Below are 18,644 nucleotides of genomic sequence, written 5' to 3'. Positions count from 1 at the left end.
TACGATTAATACCCTGCAGCATGGCCGTCTTTGCGGCTCTCTGATGCACCGTAATATACGCCTTCTTCATGGTTGCGCCAAATGGCTTGGTAGCCACCGTATGGGCCAACAGCTTCTTGCAAGGTATGGCCCATTTTAATCAATTCACGACGGGTATGGTCAGAGAAACCGTTTTCAAGGCTTATCGCACCGCCGTCGCTCATGATCTCGCCAGTCGGCTGACTTGAACCCGTGTGCAGGATTCGTGGTGCATCACCAGCTTCTTGCAAGTTCATACCAAAATCAATCATGTTGATAAGAATTTGCGCATGCATTTGCGGCTGTGTGGCACCGCCCATAACGCCGTAACTCATCAATGGCTTACCGTCTTTGGTTACAAACGCTGGAATAATGGTATGGAACGGACGTTTGCCCGGCTCATACACATTTCGGTGATTTTTGTCTAACGCGAACAGTTCACCACGGTCTTGAATGACAAAGCCGAGGCCGGTTGGCGTTACGCCTGAGCCCATGCCGCGGTAGTTGCTTTGAATCAGTGACACCATATTGCCTTCGGCATCAGCGGTAGTCAGGTAGATGGTATCGCCTTCAGTCGGTGGGTTACCCGGCTCGTAAGCTTTGCCAGCGCGTTCCATATTAATGAGTTTGGCGCGTTGCTTGGCATAGTTTTTATCCAACAAGCCTTCAACCGGCACATCGTTGAAATCTGGATCGGAGTAATATTTGGCGCGGTCTTCAAACGCTAACTTCTTCGCTTCGACAAATAAGTGCACGTACTCAGGGCTATCAAAGCCCATGCTAGCAAGGTCGTAGTTTTCCAGAATATTCAAAATCTGCTGGGCAGCAATACCTTGAGTGTTCGGGGGTAATTCCCACAAATCGTATCCGCGATAGTTGGTTGAAACCGGATTAATCCACTCTGAACTGTGGTTGGCTAAGTCGTCGTAGCTGAGAAAGCCACCGTGTTCTTGTACAAATTCGCCGATGGTTTTAGCAATTTCGCCTTTGTAAAAGGCATCACGACCGCCTTCAGCAATTTTGCGCAAGGTGTTAGCAAGGTCAGGGTTTTTAAACATTTTACCCTTTTGCGGCGGCACACCATCTTTCAGAAACACATCCGCAAAGCCCGGCTCGTCTTTAAGCACTTGCGCATTACGTTCAAAATAGTAAGCAATGACCTCAGTGACTGGAAAGCCCTGTTCAGCATATTCAATGGCTGGAGCCAGTACTTGGCTCATGGGCAGCTTGCCAAACTTTTCGTGCAACTCAAACCAGCCGTCTACTGCACCAGGCACAGACAGTGGCAATACACCCCGTGGCGGGATTGACTCGTAACCATTTTCAATAAAATAGTCGAGCGTCAGTGATTGCGGCGAGCGCCCTGAAGCATTCAAACCATGCAGGCGTTTACCGTCGGCATCCCAAACGATGGCAAATAAGTCACCGCCGATACCGTTACCCGTTGGTTCAACCAAACCCAGTAAAGCATTGGCTGCAATGGCCGCGTCAATGGCATTACCGCCAGCTTGCATGATGTCTAAGGCAACTTGCGTTGCTAGGGGTTGGCTGGTCGCTGCCATGGCGTTTGGTGCCATAGCCTCTGAGCGTGTTGCAAAATGATGCCCGGTTAGCCGGTCTGCGGCTGAACTTGAAAATGATGCAAAACCGCAGGCAAGCGCGAGCGCACAGCTTGCGATGGCGGCTTTGGACCCTGTAACGAGGTGGTTCATGGTGTTCACTCCATAGTGTGTACGTGCAAACCACTATATGAAGTGCTGCTACAATGAGCAATGTTTATAACCGCAGTAAAGGGGCGAACCGTCGCGAAGGGCCAAACTGAAGCCACAAAAAAACCGCCACATGGGCGGTTATTTTGTATCTGGCGGAGAGAGAGGGATTCGAACCCTCGATACGTTGCCGTATACACACTTTCCAGGCGTGCTCCTTCAGCCACTCGGACACCTCTCCTGAAGTGGCGGGTATGATAGGGAAAAGCCTTGAGTAAATCAACATCGTTATTCGTTATTCGTTAATCGATCGCTTCGCTTGTCGTTGTTCGTGCGCTGCGCTGTTCGTCCGCTACGCTATTCGATAAATCATTTCGAACAGTGAGCGGAGCGAACGCACGAATAACGAACAACGAATAACGAGCTTCATACCTAAGTCGTATGGGAAAAATCCCGTAACACGCTACATTAGAGCAAGTAGCAGTAAACAAGGAATTTACTATGAGTTACCCACGGGAATATGAGTCTTCATTACAACGCACCGAAGCATTTTGGCTAAAACAAGCAGGGCAGCTGCATTGGTTTAAGGAACCGACCAAAGCCTGCGCGATAAAGCCAAGCGGAATGGCGGACTGGTTCGCAGATGGCGAGCTAAATATTTCATTTATGGCGCTTGATTATCACGTTGATAATGGCCGTGGTGAGCAGCTTGCGCTGATTTATGATTCTCCGGTAACTGGGCAGAAACAAACCTATACCTACCGCCAGCTGCGAGATGAAGTGGCCCTGTTTGCTGGCTTGCTGAAAAAGCAGCATGTGAAAAAGGGCGATCGGGTTGTTATTTACATGCCCATGATACCGCAGGCGGCCATCGCAATGTTGGCCTGTGCCCGTTTAGGCGCGATTCATTCTGTGGTATTCGGCGGTTTTGCACCGCATGAGTTGGCGGTACGCATCGATGATGCCAAGCCTAAACTGGTTGTTACGGCCTCGTGTGGGGTTGAGGTTAACCGCGTGATTGCCTATAAGCCGCTGGTGGATAAAGCCGTGGACGAAGCCAAACATAAGCCAACCAATGTGATTGTATTTCAGCGCGAGCAGTGTAAAGCGGATTTAAGTCGCGCTGGCGATATTGACTGGCAGCAAGGCTTAAAGGGGGTAACCCCCGCAGAGTGCACTGTGGTGACCAGTACCGACCCTTTGTATGTGTTGTATACCTCGGGAACCACCGGCAAGCCGAAGGGCGTGGTGCGCGATACAGGTGGCTATGCTGTGGCACTCAACTATTCCATGCAAACGGTTTATGCCATCGCGCCGGGGCAGGTGATGTTTACTGCCTCAGACGTTGGTTGGGTGGTTGGGCATTCGTACATCGTGTACGGGCCGCTATTGGCTGGCGCGACTACCATTATGTATGAAGGCAAGCCCGTGCGCACACCCGATGCGGGCGCTTTTTGGCGCGTGTGCGCGGACTATAAAGTGAATGTGCTGTTTTCAGCGCCAACGGCATTTCGTGCCGTAAAAAAAGAAGACCCCGAAGGTACGCTGCTTGAGAGTTATGATCTCAGCTCACTGGAGCGTATTTATATGGCGGGGGAACGCCTCGACCCAGCAACCTATGATTGGACCACCGACATAACCGGTAAACCCGTGTATGACCACTGGTGGCAAACCGAATCCGGTTGGCCAATTTGTGCGAACCCAGTTGGCATTGCTGAGCATCCGATAAAGCCAGGCTCTGCAACCTTGCCATTACCGGGATACGATGTGCGTATCTTAGATTACAAAGCGCAGGAAGTTGCCCCCAATGAGCAGGGTGCGGTGGCCATAAAATTGCCGTTGCCGCCAGGCTGTTTAACCACCATCTGGAACGACGACGACCGCTTTATTAGCGGCTATATGAGTGAGTTTCCGGGCTATTACAGCACTGGTGACGGTGGCTATAAAGATGATGACGACTATGTGTTTATCATGGGCCGTACGGATGATGTCATTAATGTAGCGGGGCATCGTTTATCAACGGGCGAAATGGAAGAAGTGCTAACACAAGATGCTGCTGTGGCTGAATGCGCTGTTATTGGTGTGCAAGACGCGCTGAAAGGGCAAGTACCCGTGGGCTTAGTGATAACCAAAGACGGTGTAGCGATCAGTGACACAGAGCTGGCAGCCCGCTTGGTGCAACGGGTGCGCGATGAGATTGGTGCGGTAGCCTGTTTGAAGAAAATTTTGGTGGTGCCACGTTTGCCGAAAACCCGTTCGGGGAAAATTTTGCGCAGAGTGTTACGGCAAATCGCTGATGGTGAAGAAGTGGTGGTGCCATCAACCATTGATGACCCCACCTGTATTGACGAAATTCGTGATCGCTTAAGCTAAATTAAAGCTCTTCGGCAGCATCATTTTCAGGGCGTTTGTTTTTCGCTGATTTGGTGCTGCGTTTCTTCTCTTTGGCTTCCAAAGAGCCCATTTTCAACTGAGCATCTTCCGCCCAAGAGCGAATGTGCAAATCGCGTTGAGGGAATGGAATCTCAATGTCATATTCTTCGAGCGATGTATGAATTTCCCACATGAATGCGGCTTTAACGGCGCTGGGGCGGTTCACCGCTTCAGGCTGCAACCATACGACTAACTCAAAATTTAATGAACTGTCACCGAACTCGGTAAGCCACACTTGTGGCGGTCGGTGACTGCCATCATCGAGCGTATGGGGAACACGCGAAGCAGCCTCTAACACAGCCTTGCGCACTAACTCTTTGTCGGTTCCGTAAGCAACACCAAACTCAACTTTCAAACGACGAATGGTATCGCGCATGGTCCAGTTGGTGACGCGACCATTTACGAATTCAGAATTCGGCACCACGATATCGATGTTGTCATTGGTGGTAATAATGGTGCTGCGGATATTTATTTCTTGCACTTCGCCGGTAACACCGGATTCCAGTTCAACAAAATCGCCTACTTTTAAGGTTTTTTCGAACAGCAACATAATACCTGCGGTGAAGTTGCTGATGAGATTCTGCAAGCCAAAACCAACACCAATACCTAAGGCACTGGCAAAGATGGCAAACTTGGTAAGATCAATACCGATGGACGAGACAGCAATCAATGCACCGACTAACATCACCACGTAGTGGGTGATTCGCGTGAGTGCGTACACCGACGATTGAGCCAGTGATTTACGATATGACGCGAAGCGGCGTAAAGCATTTTGCAGCACCCGCGAGATAATGTACGTGACGATGAGGATAATCAGAACACGGAAAAATGACCCGTACGTAATTGCGGTTTCGCCCACTTTAAACAGCTCAGTGTTGAGCCAACTAAAGAGCTGGCGCACTTCTGCCAAAAATTCGTCCATCTGTGGTTATCTCACTTGTGCCTGTAAATACAGTGGTAGCCCCAACTTATCAATGAGCTCAAGTTGCTGACGCAGCCAATAAGCATGATCTTCTTCGGTATCTTTTAAAATCCCAACCAGCATGTCGCGGCTAACAAAGTCGCCGGCTTGTTCGCAAAAGTTAATCACTTCACGCAAGGTTTTCGCGTTGTTGTACTCAAGCTGCAAGTCATTGGCCAGCATGGTTGGCACATCGTGAGCGATGGTGTGTTGTTCGCGGCCATTCATATTCGGTTGGCCACCTAAAAATAATATGCGACGAATGAGCAAGTCGGCATGGCCGCGCTCGTCATCTACCTCATGATTAATGCGCTCGTAGAGTTTATCAAAGCCCATGTCTTCGTATTCGCGCGAATGCGCTGTGTACTGGTCAATCGAAGTGAGTTCGAACGCCAATAGTCGATTTAATTGTTCAATAATGGCCTGATGGTCAAGACTCATAGCTGCTCCTTTATGCGTCTAACTTGGTTTGCAAGTAATTAGCAATGCCAATTTTCTCAACCAGATCCAGTTGGGTTTCAAGCCAATCCAGTTGTTCTTCTTGTTGTTCGAGAATTTCCGTCAACTCATCACGGCTGACATAGTCTTGAGCGCTTTCGCACGTTTTGATTGCCTTGCGAATTTCAACCACATCATCGAGTTGCACTTTGTGATCGAGTTGCAGCATTTCGTGCGGGTCTTCGCCAATGTAGAGTTTGCCGAGATCTTGCAAGTTAGGCAGGCCACCAAGAAATAAAATGCGCTCAATGATGTCATCGGCGTGTTTCATTTCATAAATTGAGGCTTTATAGATGGTGCTATTTAGCTCACCAAAGCCCCAGTTTTTGTACATGCGGGCGTGTAGGAAATATTGGTTAATGGCTGTGAGCTTGCGGGTAAGTATGCGATTGAGCTCTTGCAGAACTTTGCTGTCACCTTTCATGGGTACTACTCCTTGCTGCTATTTTTTTAACAGCTTAAGCGTAGCACACCTCGATTGGCAATAAAGTTTCAGATTTGAGTCGGGCATTGCGCTCGGCAACTGCGTCTTTGACGATACTTTTCGCACATTGTGTACAGCAACCACACTGCGTACCCACACCATATTGCTGGCGTAGCTCGCGCATGCTGCTGAGGCCGTCATCGACGGCGCGGCGAATCGTTTTATCCGTGACGCCTTTACAAAGACAAACGTACATAGATAGCTCCGTATAGTTACTGAGCTAATGATAACGCAAACAAGAACGATTCGCAATAGCGAAAAGAAAAGAGCGTTATTCGTTACTCGTGCGCTTTGCTGTTCGTGCGCTGCGCTATTCGGAAAATCATTACGAACAGTGCGCAGCACGTACTAACAGTGAGCGGAGCGAACGCACGAGCAGCAAAGCGCACGAATAACGGTTTTCACTTAAATGCTTATGATGATTAGGATGACGTGCAGCGCTACAACGGTGAACGTGAGGCGGCTACGGAGCTCTAGGTACCAGCTGTGCTCTGCTAGCTTTCTGCGTTCGTAGTTGAGCCAAAACAAGTGCAGTAGTGCCAGAATGCTCAAGAAGGCGAGCGTGTAGTCGCAGCATAATGGCAGGGCGGCAATGAGTAAAATGCCAAAGCCTGCCACTGAGGGCAGCATGCTCCACTGCAATGCGCGCCGCTGGTCGTTGTCGGCATCGGCCATGCACAAGCCCCAGTGAATTCCACCAAGGAAGCTAAAAATGATTGCGCTGTAGATTATAAATAAACGTATGGCGAGCTCGCCGTTGAGATCGAGCAGCGCCACCAGCGTCAGCGCAATAAACGGGATTAGGCCTGCAAAGCCAAGCCGCTGCGCCGTATATTGCGAGATTAAATTCATACGTTAAATCCTGTTTGCAGCAAGTACACCGTGTAACCAATGTAACAGGCGATAAATATTCCGCCATGAATGCGATTGATTCGATTCGGGCGGTTATTTGGGCGAAACGCAAAAATCAGCAACAAGAACGTAAGCACTGTCATCACCAACCAATCGCGTTGCAACACTAAGGGTTCAAGTGAAATAGGTGTTATCGCACCGGCGATACCTACTACCGCAAGGGTGTTAAACATGTTGGAGCCGATGACATTACCCAGTGCTAAGTCATGTTCGTTTTTGCGCACTGCGGCAATGGCCGATGCCAATTCAGGTAACGAGGTGCCAATAGCGACCACAGTTAAACCAATAATCAAGTCACTTACGCCAAGCGCAGTAGCGATATCAACTGCGCCCCAAACGAGTATACGTGAACTTATAATCAGTAAGATCAAACCAACTACAAGCCAAGTGACCGCGCGGCCGATTGGCATGGCCGAAGCTTTTATCTCTTGATCGTACTCAGTACTGAGTACGTCAGTGCTGCCGGTCATACCTTGGTAAATGCTCCACCCAAGATAACTGGCGAAGATTGCCAATAACACCCAAGCCTCGAGTTCGGTAATGACGCCGTCCATCAGTGGCCAAGCGGATAATAATGTGATGGCAATAAGCATCGGCGCTTCGCGCTTTAATACTTGGCTGGCGACAGAAATAGGGGCAAGCACCGCGGTGATACCAAGAATTAAGGCTATATTGGTGATGTTGGAGCCGTACGCGTTTCCGAGCGCTAGCCCAGGATTTCCTTGCGAAGAAGCGAGTGCCGATACCACCATTTCAGGCGCGGAAGTACCAAACCCGATAATCACCATGCCGATAAGCAGTGCTGGCATGCCTAAGTGATTGGCGGTAGCGGCTGCGCCTTCAACAAAGCGATCCGCGCTCCAGACTAATAACGCGAGGCCAAAAATAATCGCAGCAATGGCAAGCAACATAATATTCCTTGGTATTTTTTTGAAGTTGGTCAATATTTTAGCGCGAATTGATAGTACTTGTGAATGCACCTTGTGAACGTCTAGACTGATTATATTCGAATGAAGAGGAATTTAGGCATGACGGACAAGCAGTTAGCACGCCCAGAATTTATGATCGACAGCTGGGATTTCAGCAGTCATCCAGCAGAACCGATTCACGATGCGTTTCATACACGCCAAAACAGTTGGTTTCATTTTCAACGCAATATTGCCGGATTATCTGCGTGGCTGGAACAGTCGGGTATTCCTGATCCTGTTATAGATGCGGTTTTGGAAGAGGACACGCGGCCGCGGTTTGATCGAATCAATGACGGTTTTCTGTTGATATTACGGGGCGTGAATAAAGCCGACGGTGATAAGCCGGAAGACATGATAAGTCTGCGTATTTTGTATTTCAAAGGCAATCTCTATAGCTTCCGTCGCCGTCCTGTTACTGCGGTACGACTCATTCAAGGCTTGCTTGAAACGCAACAGGGGCCGCAGTCTTTACCTGACTTTATTTTGCAGCTGGTTGATGAAATGACCAATAACATTGAGTTGCTGCAAGATAACATTGAAGCGGAAATGGAACGGCTTGAAGACGATGAGCGTGGCACCACCAGTGACCGTCAGCGTGCGCTGACGAATCTGCACCGGCGCTTGTTACGGTTAACGCGCTTTGTGCGCCCCCAGTTAACGGCATTAGACAAGCTGGCTGCAGACGGGCCGAAATGGTTTGATGCGGAGTGGGCGCAGTGGTTACTGAACGAGCGTGACAACACCCATCGTGAACTTGAAAACATGGAAATGTTGCTGGAACAGGTGTGGATGCTGCGCGAGCACCTGCATCAAGATTTGGCTGAAAAAATGAACCGCAACACCTATTGGTTATCGATGGTTGCAGGGGTGTTCTTGCCAATCAGTTTTTTAACTGGGTTGTTTGGAATTAATATTGGTGGCATGCCGGGTGTTGATGACAGCAACGCGTTTTGGATATTTAGCGGCGCGTTGCTTATCATCGCGGTTATCGAGTTTTTGCTGTTACGCCGACTGCGATTTTGGTAAAACGCTCGGTAACGGCTGCACTGTAGGTGCTTGCTCGTGAAAACCGGGTAGTTCGCAGTGATCTGCTGCGAATACGACGAGATGGTCAAACTCTGCGCGCAGGCCAATATCTGCGCCAACGTCAAGTACTTCATGCGACGGACTCAAAGTGAGCAATTCAATACCACTGCTTAGCTGCACCGTGTAGAGGTTGTGCGCACCACGAAAACCACGGGCCTTGATCTTGCCGCGCAAGCGTGACTCAGGGTCTGGCACGATGTCATCAGGGCGCACTAGAAAGCTTACCGGCGTGCCACCGGCTACCTGCATAAGGCTTGGGTGTTCAAGCATACCTAGTGGCGATGCCAGCGAGCCCTGGGTATTGACGGTGCCTTGTAATAACACACCGTGACCAATGAAGTCGGCCACTAATTGATGGCGCGGTTGGTGGTACAGTTGATACGGCGTGTCCCACTGCAATAACTCACCCTGATACATCACACCGGCTTTGTCAGCCATGGCGAAGGCTTCTTGTTGGTCGTGGGTAACCAGCAACGCAGTAATGCCTTCATTTTTTAATAACTCGCGAACTTCCACGGCCAAGCGTTCACGCAATTCGGCGTCGAGGCTCGAGAATGGCTCGTCGAGTAGGAGTAATCCGGGCTTGGGCGCTAAGGCTCTGGCTAATGCGATACGCTGTTGCTGGCCGCCGGATAATTCATGTGGGAACCGTTTGTGATAACCGGGTAGGCCAATGCGGTCAAGCAATTCATCAACGCGTTTACGGCGTTCGGTTGAGCTGGCCTTGCGCATGCCAAAGCTAATGTTATCGGCCACATTCAGATGCGGAAATAACGCAAAGTCCTGGAATACCATACCGACACCACGCTGTTCTGGTGGCACGGTTTTGTTACTTTCTGAAACGGTATTGTTGTCAATGCTGATGCTGCCAACCTGCAGGCTTTGAAAGCCGGCTATTGCGCGTAACAATGTGGTTTTACCACAGCCGCTTGGCCCCAGAAGACAGCCAATTTCGCCTTGCTCAAGTTGTAAGCTGACGCCGTTAACAATGTGTGCGGCGCCAAAGCTAATATGAATTTTATCAAGCTGTAACCGGGACAAACTCTTGCTCCTTCAGCGCAGATTGTTGCGACTTTAACATAGCGCGTGACAATAAAATAACTGGAATTAAGCCAACTAAAACCATCATCAAAGCCGGTGGGCCAGCATCGGGCAGCCGCTCGTCGCCAGCCATTTCGTATGCGCGAACGGCTAACGTATTAAAATCAAAAGGTCGCAGTACCAGCGTTGCGGGCAGCTCTTTTAGCACATCTACGCCCACTAAAATGAGCGCGGTGAGAACGCTGGGGCGCAGCAGTGGCAAATGTATTTTACGCAGCACTTGCAGCGGCGAGTAGCCTTGAATACGCGCGGCTTCGTCCATGCTGGGGCGAATTTCACCTAAGCCAGCATTAATGGTTTGCAGTGACACACTTAAAAAGCGAACACTGTAGGCAAACAGCAGGGCGAACAAGGTGCCTGAAAGCAGTAGGCCTGGATTGTAGTCAAACCATGCCTTGCTGAGCGCGATAATGCCGTGATCCAATGTGGTTAAAAACACCATTAAGCCAACCGCGATAACAAGCCCCGGAATAGCATAACCTAACCCTGCGAAGGCGACGCTGGTGCGGACAATTCGGGTGGGTAATTGGCGCCGACCATAAGCCAGCCACAAGGCCATAATGACCACCAAAACAGCAGCGAGAACAGCGAGCCCAAAACTGTTGAATGTGAGCTGCCAAAAGGCGCTATCGGCCCATACTTCGCGCCGTTCAAGCGACCAGCTGGCCAGCTGCAGTGCGGGCAGTAAGAAGCCAAATACTAGTGGCAACCAGCAGGCAATACTCGCTGCGATGGCTTTCCAGCCTGTCAGTTGAAAAGGTGGAGCAGGGCGATTGCTACGCTGGTCATAGCGCGCTTGGCTACGCGACCAGCGTTCGATAAAAATTAATAGAATTACCGCAACCAGTAGCATGCCCGCCAGTTGCAATGCGCCTTGCAAATCGCCCAACCCGTACCACGTGCGAAAAATGCCGGTGGTAAAGGTGGTGACACCGAAATATTGCACCGTACCGTAATCGGCGAGGGTTTCCATCAATGCCAGCGTGGTGCCAGTTACTATGGCTGGGCGCGCCAGGGGCAGCGCTAGCCGTAAAAAGCATTGCCACGGGTTAAGGCCTAAACTGCGACCTGCTTCTAAGGTGGTTGCCGATTGCTGGATGAACGTAGCGCGGGTGATTAAGTAAACATAAGGAAATAATACCAAACTCAATACGAGTATGGCGCCGCTTAAGCTGCGAACTTGTGGAAACCAGTAGTCGCCATAGCCCCAACCAAACCAGTCACGCAGCGTGCTTTGTACGGGGCCAGCGAAGTCGAGCATGCCGGTGTAGGTGTAGGCGGTAATGTAAGCTGGCATGGCGAGCGGTAACAGCAGCGCCCAACTTAGGAAACGCTGCCCGGGAAAGCGACATGCGGTAGTCAGCCAAGCGGTACTCACACCAATACTGATTACACCGGCTGCGACACCGAGCAACAGCAACACTGAGTTGCGAATGTACTCGGGCACAACCGTGGCCCATAAATGAGTTAAGGTGGAGGTATCGCCCCCACCTAATAATTGCAGCACCGACCAACAAATGACCAATAACGGCACGCCGATAACGACGGCCGTTAAGACCAAAGTAAATTGGCGCCACAAATTAAAACCCATTAACGCCAGCCAGCACGATTCATTAATTTAACTGCAGCGGCATTGTTTTCGCCAAGAAATGTCATCGACAAATCATCGGCTTTAAACTCGCCCCACGCTTGCAGGGTTTCGCTCCACTCAACGCCTTCAACAGCGGGGTATTCATTGTTGGTGGCTGCGTACCAAGCTTGTGATTCAGCTGATAATAAGAACTCGATGAGTTGCTCTGCTTCAGCTTTGTTCTTGGCGTGTTTGGTTAAGCCAATACCCGATACATTGACGTGAGTGCCGAATTCATCTTTATTTGGCCAGAAGATTTTAAGTTTACTGGCGGCTTCGCGTTGTTCAGCATCGTCACCGGTTTGCATTAAGCCAAAGTAGTAAGTGTTTGCTACGGCAAGGTCACAAACACCAGCGGCTGCGGCTTTCAGTTGATCACGATCGCCACCTACTGGCGGTTTGGCCAAGTTTGCCACTAAACCTTTCGCCCAGGCTTCGGTTTTCTCTTCGCCCCAATGTTCAATTAAAGCGGCGGTAAGCGATTGGTTGTAAATGTTGTCTGACGAGCGAATGCATACTTTGTTATTCCACTGCGGCTTGGCCAAGTCTTCGTAGCCACTGAGTTGACTTGGGTCAACGCGGTCTGCAGCATAAAAAATAGGGCGTGCACGTAAGCTTAAACCAACCCATAAATTGTCGGTGCCGTGCAGATGGTCAGGCACAGCTGCTAAGGCTGCAGCTGAGGTGAGCGGTTGAAATACGCCAGCTTCGGCCGCACGATGCAAGTTGCCCGCATCTACGGTGAGGAATAAATCGGCTGGGGTATTTGCTGCTTCATTTTGCAGGCGAGCAAGAAGCGCATCACCACCGCCTGTTAAAAGGCGTACTTCAATGCCAGTTTCTGCGGTAAACTTTTCCAGTACCGGCTTGATCAGTGCTTCTTTGCGGGCTGAGTAAAGGTTAACTGTGGCGGCTTGTGCTACTGTAGCAGTGAGGCCTGCAGCGATTGCTGTTAGAGTGAATAATTTACGCAACATAGTTGAACTCATTGTTGAATACCTCGTATTGATGGGGTGAAGTATATCGAAAAAAAAGAATGAACGATATTGATTCGCATTTGGTACCTACAAATAGTTTGACGCAAATGAGAATTATTATCAACACCAGATTTGGAAAATTTTAAAAGGATTCTTTATGTCAAATATGTCCGCGTTAGCCTTGATTGGTGTGCTATCAATTTTATGCCAATGGGGCGCTTGGCGCATGAAAGTACCGGCGATTCTGCCATTATTGATTGTCGGCATTGTAATAGGCCCGGTGTTTGGTGTGTTGAATCCCGATGCGGTATTTGGCGATATTTTATTCCCACTCGTGTCATTGTCCGTTGCGATTATCCTATTTGAAGGCTCGTTAACGCTGAAGTTTGATGAAATTCGCGGTCACGGTCGCATGGTGACCAACCTCGTCAGTATTGGCATGGTGATTACCTGGGTATCCATTGCAATAGCAGCCTATTATTTGATTGGTTTTAGTTGGGAGCTGTCGGCGCTGTTTGGTGCCTTGGTGGTGGTAACGGGGCCAACCGTAATCATGCCCATGATACGCTCAGTAAGGCCTTTGGCGCGTCTTGGCAACATCTTGCGCTGGGAAGGCATCATCATTGATCCTATCGGCGCGTTGTTGGCGGTATTGGTGTATGAGTTCATCATATCGAGTCAAGGTGCGGGCTGGACGCAAGCGCTACAAGCCTTTGCTACCACTATCGGTGTGGGCTTTGCACTTGGTTTTGCCGGCGGTAAATTGTTGGGCTGGGCCTTGCTCAAAAGTATCTTTCCGCACTATTTGAAAAACGTTGCAACCCTTGCTGTAGTTCTGGGTGTGTTTGCTGTCTCTAACGCCTTGCAGCATGAATCCGGCCTGTTGACGGTAACCGTTATGGGCATGGTAATGGCCAACATGCGTGGCTTAGATCTTGACGACATTCTCGAGTTTAAAGAAACCTTATCGGTGCTGCTAATTTCCGGGCTATTTATTATTCTTGCGGCGCGTTTGCAACCTGACGCGTTTAATTCGCTTGGCTTCCCGGCAGTGGTGTTACTGGCAATTATTATTTTTGTGGTGCGGCCATTAAGCGTGTGGGTTTCGTCGATAGGCACCCAAACAGCATTTAAAGAAAAGATACTGCTGAGCTGGATTGCGCCGCGCGGTATTGTTGCTGCGGCAGTGTCGGCATTGTTTGCATTGAAGTTGCAGCAAGCTGGGTGGGAAGAAGCCGAATTGTTGGTGCCGTTGGTATTCTTGGTTATTCTTAGCACCGTTGTACTGCAAAGCCTAACGGCAAAACCGCTCGCGCATGCGCTTAAGTTGCGAGAGCCACCAGCGCGTGGCTTCCTTATTTTCGGTGCCAACCCCACAGCACGATTGATTGCAAAGTCGCTGAAAGAGAATAAATTTCCGGTGTTGCTCGCGGATACCAACTGGGAACATATCAAGCAGGCCCGCATGGAGAATCTGCCGGTTTACTTCGGTAACCCAACCTCGGAACACGCCGAAAATAATATGGACCTCACTGGTATTGGCCATGTGCTGATTTTATCGCCGTATAGACAGTTAAATCCGGTGGTTGCGATGCACTTTATGGACTGGTTCTCAGAAGATAAAATTTATGCGTTGCACAGTACTGATCATGATGCTCCAGCGCGCAACCAACTGCCAGAAGTGTACCGTAAGCGTCTGAAACTATTCGGCAAAGGCGTTACATTCTCGAAGCTGGCTAGTCTAACTTTCCAAGGTGCGCAAGTTAAAACGACCGCGCTCACAGAATCGTTTCACTATGACGATTATCAGGATCGTTATGGAAACCGAGCGTTACCGCTTTACGCCCTAGATGAACGTGATTTTTGTCACCTTTTTTCAAGCGACCAGACATTTGAACCCAAGGCTGGATGGCAGATTGTGGCGTTGGTTAGCCCCGAGACGGAACAGTCTGAGGAATAATTATTTTTACACAAAATCAACTTTAAAAAGAGAAACTTAATAAATTGTTGCCAAATTGTAATTGAAATGAAACATTTAATTAGATATTATGGCTGCATGGATTAGGGATAGCACTCATGGAATGACGTTATCCCTTCGAACAAGGATGTTCTTCCCGCTTTTTAATTCCTTCTAGAGCCTTTATACTCCCAAGTCATATCGTTGTCTCAAATATGGGTGTGCTATGGCTTTCGCAAAATGGCTTGTTGTTGTCGGAATTACCTTCACGTTGCTGTCCGGCTGTGAGCCCCGTGCGACAGATGATTCGCTGGATGAAGCAACCCAGTGGGTACATGAAATTGATACGCTGCAACTGCCAACAGGCAATTGGGCGCTCTCAAACAGCATCATACAGTTAAGTTTTTGTCGCGATAGAATCAATCAAGCACTCATGGCTGAGCAAGACGAGCTTAATCGCTGGCGCCTGGTGGGTGACATTTCTGTATTCCCCAGCAACCGAGCCGAAGGCTTACAGCAGTTAATTGCCATATATAAAGAACATGGGGTGTTGTTATATCAGGTATCTGGAAACTTCGGTTCACAGATATTTCGCATTGCCTATCGCCCTAACCAACCTGAGCCAAACATTATTAATGCCTTCGCGAAGATCGGGCGTGATGACAGCGTCTGCTACAGTTCACTGGACGCCAACTAAACTTTAGAGGTGCTTATGACTGCACTTGAGCAACACATTCATGAAAAAATAACCCGGCATTTTGCACCCGCGCATCTTGAAGTCATTAATGAGAGCCACTTGCATGGTACGCCAAGTGATGATTCCCACTTTAAGGTTGTGTTGGTATGCAAAGATTTTGACGGCATGCGTTTGTTACAGCGACACCGCGCGGTGAACAAAGTACTTGCGGACGAACTGGCAGGGCCGGTTCATGCGCTCGCACTGCATGTGTATAGCGTGCAGGAATGGCAGCAACTGCATGCAGTACCTGAGTCACCGCAGTGCCGTGGTGGCAGTAAACTGGAATCGTAACAGCTCAGATCACTTGAGCGCGTGTGGTCGGTTACACTAGCCGGCATTTGTATCGATACGAATTTAAAAAAAACAGGACATAACACTATGGTAATTCATCCAAAAATTCGCGGCTTCATCTGTACCAATGCTCATCCAGTAGGTTGCGCGGCTCATGTACAACAGCAAATTGACTATGTGAAGCAACAGCCGGCTCTTAATGATGTACCGAAACGCGTGTTGGTGATTGGTAGTTCAACAGGTTATGGCTTAGCCTCTCGTATTAACGCGGCCTTTGGTGCGGGCGCAAAGACTCTGGGCGTATGTTTCGAAAAAGAGCCAACTGAGAAGAAAACCGGTACTGCGGGCTGGTACAATACCGCAGCGTTTCATAAGGCAGCTGCCAAAGAAGGGCTATACGCACATACGATTAATGGCGATGCTTTTTCGAACGAAATTAAAGACCAAGTGATTGAAAAAATAAAAGAAGATTTTGGTCAGGTTGATTTAGTTATTTACAGCTTAGCGTCACCTAAACGCAAAGACCCTGTAACCGGCGACCTTTACAGCTCAACGCTGAAGCCAATTGGTCAAGCGTACACCACGAAAACCTACAATACCGACAAAGACGAAGTGTCTGAAATTACCCTAGAGCCTGCTAATGACGATGAAATTCAGCAGACCATTAAAGTTATGGGCGGCGAAGATTGGGAATTGTGGATGGCTGCATTGCATGACGCAGGTGTATTGGCAGACAACGCAAAAACCACAGCGTATACCTACATTGGTAAAAAGTTAACCTGGCCAATCTATGGGCAAGCAACCATTGGTAAAGCCAAGGAAGATCTTGATCGCGCGGCCGCAGAAATGCGTACCCGTTATGCAGGCATTAACCTGGAAGCTTATGTGTCATCACTAAAAGCTTTGGTAACACAAGCGAGCTCCGCGATTCCTGTTATGCCACTTTATATTTCTCTGATATACGGCGTGATGAAGGAAGAAGGCACCCACGAGGGCTGCATTGAGCAAACCTACCGCTTGCTAAAAGATGCGCTATATAGCGAAAACCCGAAGCTTGACGAAGCAGGGCGCTTGTTTATGAACGACTGGGAAACCAACGAAAAAACGCAAGCAAAAGTGGAAGCCTTGTGGCATCAAGTGACGCAAGATAATTTCCACCAATTAGCGGACTACGCCGGTTATCACAGTGACTTCTTGAAATTGTTCGGGTTTGGCATTGAAGGCGTTGATTATGATGCCGATGTGGATCCAGTAGTCACCTGGTAACAACAGCAAACGCGCAATTAGATATTAGCTATCTGATATTAGAAAAGGACAAAACAAAAGGCGAGAAGATATTAGATGTTAGTGAAGGTCAATGCCTACTAATATCTAATATCGAATAGCTAATATCGGTTTTGTTTTGGCATGTAAAAGTGCTAAAATGCGCGCCCTAGGTGAAAATGGACAGAATTTGGTCAGTGCAGGCAGGCTGGGTCGTACCAAACTGCGTGTGCTGGAGTGAGATTAATCTTCCCTAACGAGTAGTGCAAACGCGTATGATTACGATCAAGAAAGGGCTGGATATCCCAATTTCGGGTACCCCCCAGCAAACTATCGAGGATGGCCAAGCCATCACCACCGTTGCCGTACTGGGTGAAGAGTATGTGGGAATGCGTCCAACCATGCATGTCAAGGTTGAAGACCGCGTTAAAAAAGGCCAGGTACTTTTCGAAGACAAGAAAAACCCAGGGGTTAAATTTACCGCTCCAGCTGCCGGCGTTGTTAAAGACGTACTGCGTGGCGCAAAGCGTGTTTTGCAAGCTGTTGTCATTGAAATTGACGGCGATGAGCAAGAAACCTTTGCCAAGTACGACAGTAGCGAACTGGCAAGCCTTGATCGCGCTAAAGTGGTTGAGCAACTAAATAATTCGGGTCAATGGGTTGCCTTGCGTACCCGCCCGTTTAGTCGTTCGCCTAAGCTAGATGCCGAGCCTACTGCAATTTTCGTGAACGCAATGGATACCAATCCATTAGCGGCGAACCCATCAGTTATTATCAACGAACACAAACAAGCATTTATCGACGGTTTAAAAGTTCTTAGTAACTTGACCCAAGGCAAAGTTTTTGTTGTTAAGGCTGCTGATGCAGAAGTTGATACCGACGATGCGAAAGTTCAACTCGAGAGTTTTGCAGGGCCGCACCCTGCAGGCTTAGTTGGTACACATATCCATTTCTTACACCCTGTGTCTGCGGCGAAGCCGGTATGGCACATTGGTTACCAAGAAGTAATCGCCTACGGCAAATTGTTCACTACCGGTGAACTATTTACTGACCGCGTTGTGGCCTTGGGTGGCCCAAGCACTAAAAAGCCGCGTTTGTTGCGCACCCGCATGGGCGCAAATTTGCGTGAGCTGACCAAAGGCGAGTTGTCGCAAGGCAAGAATCGCATTATTTCTGGCTCAGTACTCAATGGTCACAAAGTTGATGATGCACACCAATGGCTTGGTCGTTTCCACGATCAAGTGAGTGTATTGGCTGAAGGCGACCAAAAAGAACTGTTTGGCTGGATTAAGCCAGGTGCAGAACAGCACTCAGTGACGCGCGCATACTTGGGGCATTTAATTCCTAAAAAGTTGTTCGCAATGACTACCACCACAAACGGTTCAGACCGTTCTATGGTTCCAATCGGCAACTATGAGCGCGTGATGCCGCTTGATATTTTGCCAACGATTTTGCTACGTGACCTGCTCTCTGGTGATACCGAGCAAGCTCAGAAACTGGGCTGTTTGGAACTGGACGAAGAGGATTTAGCACTGTGTTCTTACGTTTGCCCGGGCAAATATGAGTACGGTCCAGTGTTACGTAACATGTTGACCGAAATTGAGAAAGAGGGCTGAT

17 protein-coding genes and 1 tRNA gene are annotated in these 18,644 nt (G+C 49.1%); 7 read left to right on the top strand and 11 right to left on the bottom strand.

Features of this window, described 5'->3' with window-relative positions; translation table 11 throughout:
* Positions 1-5: 5 nt before the first annotated feature.
* Both ggt and EGC76_RS01205 read right to left on the bottom strand, forming a co-directional pair.
* Entirely contained in the window at positions 6-1,730 is a 1,725-nt protein-coding gene (gene ggt / locus EGC76_RS01210) for a gamma-glutamyltransferase (RefSeq protein ID WP_128351196.1), read from the bottom strand.
* Between the two features lie 150 nt (positions 1,731-1,880).
* Positions 1,881-1,968 (bottom strand) — tRNA-Ser (locus EGC76_RS01205).
* Between the two features lie 260 nt (positions 1,969-2,228).
* Between EGC76_RS01205 and EGC76_RS01200 the strand changes: the two genes are divergently transcribed.
* Positions 2,229-4,100, top strand: a complete 1,872-nt coding sequence (locus tag EGC76_RS01200) for an acetate--CoA ligase (protein WP_128351195.1) — start codon at positions 2,229-2,231, stop codon at positions 4,098-4,100.
* A gap of 1 nt (position 4,101) precedes the next feature.
* Here the strand turns inward: EGC76_RS01200 and EGC76_RS01195 are convergent, their stop codons facing one another.
* The 6 genes from EGC76_RS01195 to EGC76_RS01170 form a co-directional block, all read right to left on the bottom strand.
* Positions 4,102-5,082, bottom strand: a complete 981-nt coding sequence (locus EGC76_RS01195) for a mechanosensitive ion channel family protein (protein ID WP_128351194.1) — start codon at positions 5,080-5,082, stop codon at positions 4,102-4,104.
* A 6-nt stretch (positions 5,083-5,088) separates the two neighbouring features.
* Entirely contained in the window at positions 5,089-5,562 is a 474-nt protein-coding gene (gene bfr, locus EGC76_RS01190; protein ID WP_128351193.1) for a bacterioferritin, read from the bottom strand.
* 10 nt (positions 5,563-5,572) lie between these two features.
* Entirely contained in the window at positions 5,573-6,043 is a 471-nt protein-coding gene (gene bfr / locus EGC76_RS01185; protein ID WP_128351192.1) for a bacterioferritin, read from the bottom strand.
* A 34-nt stretch (positions 6,044-6,077) separates the two neighbouring features.
* Positions 6,078-6,299, bottom strand: a complete 222-nt coding sequence (locus EGC76_RS01180) for a bacterioferritin-associated ferredoxin (protein WP_128351191.1) — start codon at positions 6,297-6,299, stop codon at positions 6,078-6,080.
* A gap of 209 nt (positions 6,300-6,508) precedes the next feature.
* Positions 6,509-6,955 carry a DUF3429 domain-containing protein gene (locus tag EGC76_RS01175; RefSeq protein WP_128351190.1) on the bottom strand — a complete coding sequence of 149 codons (447 nt, stop codon included), beginning with the start codon at positions 6,953-6,955 and terminating at the stop codon, positions 6,509-6,511.
* Positions 6,952-7,926 carry a calcium/sodium antiporter gene (locus tag EGC76_RS01170; RefSeq protein ID WP_128351189.1) on the bottom strand — a complete coding sequence of 325 codons (975 nt, stop codon included), beginning with the start codon at positions 7,924-7,926 and terminating at the stop codon, positions 6,952-6,954. Before EGC76_RS01170 ends, EGC76_RS01175 begins: the two co-directional genes overlap by 4 nt.
* Before the next feature lie 117 nt (positions 7,927-8,043).
* On the opposite strand from EGC76_RS01170, the gene EGC76_RS01165 reads away from it, so the two are divergent.
* Positions 8,044-9,009, top strand: a complete 966-nt coding sequence (locus EGC76_RS01165; RefSeq protein ID WP_128351188.1) for a CorA family divalent cation transporter — start codon at positions 8,044-8,046, stop codon at positions 9,007-9,009.
* Here EGC76_RS01165 and EGC76_RS01160 read toward each other — a convergent pair.
* The 3 genes from EGC76_RS01160 to EGC76_RS01150 are packed head-to-tail and all read right to left on the bottom strand — an operon-like array spanning position 8,986 to position 12,789.
* Positions 8,986-10,110, bottom strand: coding sequence for an ABC transporter ATP-binding protein (locus EGC76_RS01160; RefSeq protein WP_128351187.1), 1,125 nt, complete (start codon positions 10,108-10,110; stop codon positions 8,986-8,988). The two genes, EGC76_RS01165 and EGC76_RS01160, sit on opposite strands and share 24 nt — an antisense overlap.
* Entirely contained in the window at positions 10,091-11,761 is a 1,671-nt protein-coding gene (locus tag EGC76_RS01155) for an ABC transporter permease (protein ID WP_128351186.1), read from the bottom strand. The genes EGC76_RS01160 and EGC76_RS01155 overlap by 20 nt, the downstream gene beginning before the upstream one ends.
* Positions 11,761-12,789: a Fe(3+) ABC transporter substrate-binding protein gene (locus tag EGC76_RS01150; protein WP_246013861.1), complete on the bottom strand. Its 1,029-nt coding sequence runs from the start codon at positions 12,787-12,789 to the stop codon at positions 11,761-11,763. The genes EGC76_RS01155 and EGC76_RS01150 overlap by 1 nt, the downstream gene beginning before the upstream one ends.
* A 145-nt stretch (positions 12,790-12,934) precedes the next feature.
* On the opposite strand from EGC76_RS01150, the gene EGC76_RS01145 reads away from it, so the two are divergent.
* The 5 genes from EGC76_RS01145 (at position 12,935) to EGC76_RS01125 (ending at position 18,643) form a co-directional block, all read left to right on the top strand.
* Positions 12,935-14,737: a cation:proton antiporter gene (locus tag EGC76_RS01145; RefSeq protein WP_128351185.1), complete on the top strand. Its 1,803-nt coding sequence runs from the start codon at positions 12,935-12,937 to the stop codon at positions 14,735-14,737.
* A gap of 223 nt (positions 14,738-14,960) precedes the next feature.
* Positions 14,961-15,431, top strand: coding sequence for a hypothetical protein (locus EGC76_RS01140; protein ID WP_128351184.1), 471 nt, complete (start codon positions 14,961-14,963; stop codon positions 15,429-15,431).
* Between the two features lie 15 nt (positions 15,432-15,446).
* On the top strand, positions 15,447-15,764 hold the full coding sequence (locus tag EGC76_RS01135) for a BolA/IbaG family iron-sulfur metabolism protein (RefSeq protein ID WP_128351183.1): 318 nt from the start codon (positions 15,447-15,449) through the stop codon (positions 15,762-15,764).
* A gap of 87 nt (positions 15,765-15,851) precedes the next feature.
* On the top strand, positions 15,852-17,030 hold the full coding sequence (fabV, locus tag EGC76_RS01130; protein ID WP_128351182.1) for an enoyl-ACP reductase FabV: 1,179 nt from the start codon (positions 15,852-15,854) through the stop codon (positions 17,028-17,030).
* 272 nt (positions 17,031-17,302) lie between these two features.
* The gene (locus tag EGC76_RS01125; RefSeq protein WP_128351181.1) at positions 17,303-18,643 is read left to right on the top strand and encodes a Na(+)-translocating NADH-quinone reductase subunit A; all 1,341 of its coding nucleotides are present in this window, start codon (positions 17,303-17,305) and stop codon (positions 18,641-18,643) included.
* Position 18,644: the final 1 nt, after the last annotated feature.

It is taken from the genome of Pseudidiomarina gelatinasegens (assembly GCF_004025325.1).
Lineage (GTDB): Bacteria > Pseudomonadota > Gammaproteobacteria > Enterobacterales > Alteromonadaceae > Pseudidiomarina > Pseudidiomarina gelatinasegens.
This window is presented reverse-complemented; position numbering and strand designations above follow the sequence as displayed.

What these genes read in the sequence shown, in the direction of transcription:
- ggt (WP_128351196.1), bottom strand. Translation starts at nt 1,730, where the DNA reads ATGAACCACCTCGTTACAGGGTCCAAAGCCGCCATCGCAAGCTGTGCG.
- EGC76_RS01200 (WP_128351195.1), top strand. Translation starts at nt 2,229, where the DNA reads ATGAGTTACCCACGGGAATATGAGTCTTCATTACAACGCACCGAAGCA.
- EGC76_RS01195 (WP_128351194.1), bottom strand. Translation starts at nt 5,082, where the DNA reads ATGGACGAATTTTTGGCAGAAGTGCGCCAGCTCTTTAGTTGGCTCAAC.
- bfr (WP_128351193.1), bottom strand. Translation starts at nt 5,562, where the DNA reads ATGAGTCTTGACCATCAGGCCATTATTGAACAATTAAATCGACTATTG.
- bfr (WP_128351192.1), bottom strand. Translation starts at nt 6,043, where the DNA reads ATGAAAGGTGACAGCAAAGTTCTGCAAGAGCTCAATCGCATACTTACC.
- EGC76_RS01180 (WP_128351191.1), bottom strand. Translation starts at nt 6,299, where the DNA reads ATGTACGTTTGTCTTTGTAAAGGCGTCACGGATAAAACGATTCGCCGC.
- EGC76_RS01175 (WP_128351190.1), bottom strand. Translation starts at nt 6,955, where the DNA reads ATGAATTTAATCTCGCAATATACGGCGCAGCGGCTTGGCTTTGCAGGC.
- EGC76_RS01170 (WP_128351189.1), bottom strand. Translation starts at nt 7,926, where the DNA reads ATGTTGCTTGCCATTGCTGCGATTATTTTTGGCCTCGCGTTATTAGTC.
- EGC76_RS01165 (WP_128351188.1), top strand. Translation starts at nt 8,044, where the DNA reads ATGACGGACAAGCAGTTAGCACGCCCAGAATTTATGATCGACAGCTGG.
- EGC76_RS01155 (WP_128351186.1), bottom strand. Translation starts at nt 11,761, where the DNA reads ATGGGTTTTAATTTGTGGCGCCAATTTACTTTGGTCTTAACGGCCGTC.
- EGC76_RS01150 (WP_246013861.1), bottom strand. Translation starts at nt 12,789, where the DNA reads ATGAGTTCAACTATGTTGCGTAAATTATTCACTCTAACAGCAATCGCT.
- EGC76_RS01145 (WP_128351185.1), top strand. Translation starts at nt 12,935, where the DNA reads ATGTCAAATATGTCCGCGTTAGCCTTGATTGGTGTGCTATCAATTTTA.
- EGC76_RS01140 (WP_128351184.1), top strand. Translation starts at nt 14,961, where the DNA reads ATGGCTTTCGCAAAATGGCTTGTTGTTGTCGGAATTACCTTCACGTTG.
- EGC76_RS01135 (WP_128351183.1), top strand. Translation starts at nt 15,447, where the DNA reads ATGACTGCACTTGAGCAACACATTCATGAAAAAATAACCCGGCATTTT.
- fabV (WP_128351182.1), top strand. Translation starts at nt 15,852, where the DNA reads ATGGTAATTCATCCAAAAATTCGCGGCTTCATCTGTACCAATGCTCAT.
- EGC76_RS01125 (WP_128351181.1), top strand. Translation starts at nt 17,303, where the DNA reads ATGATTACGATCAAGAAAGGGCTGGATATCCCAATTTCGGGTACCCCC.